General features: G+C 57.8%; 2 protein-coding genes. Both read left to right on the top strand.

Annotated elements, in window-relative coordinates:
* On the top strand, nt 1–2392 hold a 2392-nt coding region (locus HMPREF3087_RS10635), incomplete at its 5' end, for a PT domain-containing protein (protein ID WP_176745034.1).
* A 303-nt stretch (nt 2393–2695) separates the two neighbouring features.
* The gene (locus HMPREF3087_RS10170) at nt 2696–3082 is read left to right on the top strand and encodes a hypothetical protein (protein ID WP_176745033.1); all 387 of its coding nucleotides are present in this window, start codon (nt 2696–2698) and stop codon (nt 3080–3082) included.
* The last annotated feature ends 13 nt before the right edge of the window (nt 3083–3095 follow it).

Here is a 3095-nt window from a genome sequence, read left to right as displayed (position 1 = left end):
CACCACCACGATCGAGGTGAAGGCCGGGGAGACTGTCGTGGCTCACTTTGCGTCGAGTCGCATTGATGCTGCTGCCACGGTCACCGGCGAAGACGAAAACGTTGACGCTGAGGTGTTCTTCAAGGACGGTGACAAGAAACTGGAGTCTTTTGCCTCGGGCTCTGATTTCATTGCATCGGACGACGCTTCGAAGAAGGCCCGTCACTTCTTCTCTGAGGAGTGGATCACGGTTGGGGTTAAGCCGACTGAGGGCTACCAGGTCAAGAATGTGACCGTTGGCGGTTTCGGTGCCGGTAAGACTGTCGAAGCTGAGAAGGTTTCCGCGACTGAGTACCGCGTGAAGCGCTCAGAAATGGGTGACGACTTCGGTCGCTTCGAGTTCAAGGTTGAACTTGAGAAGGCTGCCGAGGTGAAGACGGGCAAGGTTGATTTCCGTCTGTTCCGTGATGAGAACCTCAACAATACGTATGAGGATGAAGATGCTCACGATGGTTACGTGAACCTTCTGAACAAGGACACGGGTGAGTGGTTTAAGGTTCTGCCTGGTTCGTTGCAGAAGCAGGGTCTGCCGGCTGGTTCTTACACGGTGTACATGCGGGATGCTTCGATCGCGGATGGTTTTGGAGTGGTTGTTGATGCTAAGGGCAAGCGTCTGCCGTTCGCTGAACTGAAGGAGCAGAACGACGCGACGTACATTGACGAAGACAGTGGGGAGACGGCGGAGACTGTTACTGATACCGGTCGTTTTGTCACCACCACTATCGAGGTGAAGGCCGGGGAGACTGTAACCGCTCACTTTGCGTCGACGCGGATTGATGCTTCCGCGAAGGTCACCCTGGATGGTGAGAACGTCCCAACCGATGTGTATTTCAAGGACGGCAACCGGAAACTGAAGTCCTTTGAATCGGACTCCGGTTACCTGGCTTCGGATGACGCTGCCAAGAAGGCTCGTCACTTCTTCTCCGAGGAATGGATCACGGTCGGTGTGAACCCGGTGGCCGGTCAGCGTGTGAAGAATGTGACCGTCGGCGGTCTGGGTGCCGGTAAGGACATCACGGCCGAAAAGGTCTCACCGTTTGAGTACCGCGTGAAGCGCTCAGAAATGGGCGACGACTTTGGGCGTTTTGAGTTCAAGGTCGAACTGGAGAAGACCGCTGAGTTCGGCAAGGTCGACTTCCGCCTGTTCCGTGACGACAACCTCAACAACGCGTACGACAGCGGCACTGACGAGGATCTGGATGACTATGTGAACCTCTTCAATGAGGACACCAAGGAATGGTTCAAGGTTCTTCCCGGTTCGCTGCAGAAGCAGGGTCTGCCCGCAGGCAAGTACACGGTGTATATGCGCACTCAGGGGACCGCGCAGGGCTTCGGTGCGATTGTCGATGCCGACGGTAAGCGCCTGCCCTTCGAGACGCTTGAGGGCAAGAATGAAGCCGTGTACATCGATGAAGGCAACGGCAAGCAGACTGGAACGGTCACTGACACCGGCCAGTTTGTCACCACCACGATCGAGGTGAAGGCCGGGGAAACTGCCGCCGCTCACTATGCGTCGAGCCGTATCGATGCTTCCGCGAAGATCAACGATGACGGTGTGGAAAGCGTCTACTTCAAGGACGGCGACACGAAGCTTGGCGCGTTCGCTTCGGATGCTGGCTTCCTCGCCACTGCAGACGCAGAAAAGAAGATCCGTCACTTCTTCACGGAAGACACGGTGACCCTGGGCGTCAACCTGAAGGACGGCCGTCGGGTTGTCAAGGTCGAGGTGAAGCCGTCGGCTACTCGTGGTGGCGACACTCGTGTTCTGTACGAAGCCGACGCGTCCGCACCTTCTGCTGAGTCGCAGGCGATGTCTGCCGCTGCACCGGTTGCTTTCGCTGCGGCCCCTGCCGCTGAAGCATCGGCCGAACAGGACCCAACAGAGTTCTCGATCAAGCGTTCGGAAATGGGCGATGACTTCGGCCGCTTCGAGTTCGTGGTGACCACGGGACCGAAGGAAGACCCCACCGACGAGCCGACGGATGAGCCGACGGACGATCCAACCGACGAGCCGACGGATGAGCCGACTCAGGACCCGACGGATGAGCCTACCGACGAGCCGACGGATGAACCGACCGACGAACCATCCCAGGATCCGACGGAGGGTGCAACCGACGGTTCGACCGAAGGCGGCTCCGCAGCTCCTGAACCCGGTGAGCCCGATGGCAATGGCAGCACCGGCGGTTCGACGGAGAGCGGCAGCGGCTCGACCACGGGCAGCGCGTCTGACAGCAGCTCATCGCAGAAGGGCTCCCTGCCCCGCACTGGTGTCAGTGTCGGTATGAGCCTGGCGGCTGGTCTGGGACTCATCGCGGTTGGTTCTCTGCTGGTTGCACGCCGTCGCAAAGGCTGAGTGCTGAACGTGTGATCGCAGCTGAATAAAGCACGGTGCGGGCGAGGAACACCTCGCCCGCACGGTGTTTTTGTGCCTTCACCGGACGGGCGTTTTACGCCGACATCCACCTGAAGACTCCGTAACTGTTTCAGAAACGATTCCACAGACTAACGATTCCGAATATCTGCACGAATAAACATATAAGTGCTTTTGCATCCTATTAACGGCTCTTTATGCAAATGACAAAACACCCCTTTTCTGGGTAATTTAATTCTCGCTGAGTTTCTGTATTGAGAATGCTGACCATTGAAGGAGGGGTTCATGCGCGGTCTGTTCGCGGTCTGTACCTCGTTTGCGGCGGTTGCGGCTACGGCTGCCGCGTTCGCTGCGGCTCCTGCCCTCGCAGGGCCGGATGACGATCGCAGTGTCGAAACACGGGCGCACATCGATGCGCCGAAGGTCTTCTGGAATAAAGAGGCGAACTCATTCGTCATCAATTCCCAGGCGGGCGGGAAAACCGTTCCACTGGATAAAACGGCCAATTGGGTAGGCCGTGGCTATAACGACGACGGCAGCCAGAATTATGTTTTCCCGATTACGGATGATCCCCGCCTGAACTTCCTGGGTCAGGATGGTCAGCTGCTCTACATGGCACCGCAGGTCCCGGGACCGGGCAACAGCCCCATTTGGTGGCTCTTCCGGTTCTAGAGTGCGTTGACCC

The organism is Brevibacterium sp. HMSC22B09 (assembly GCF_001806795.1).
Classification (GTDB): Bacteria; Actinomycetota; Actinomycetes; order Actinomycetales; family Brevibacteriaceae; genus Brevibacterium; species Brevibacterium ravenspurgense.
Note: the sequence above shows the minus strand (reverse complement) of the source record. Positions and strands in the feature narration are given on the sequence as shown.

Excerpts from the sequence above, each read along its gene's own strand:
- HMPREF3087_RS10170 (WP_176745033.1), top strand. The coding sequence starts at position 2,696 with ATGCGCGGTCTGTTCGCGGTCTGTACCTCGTTTGCGGCGGTTGCGGCT.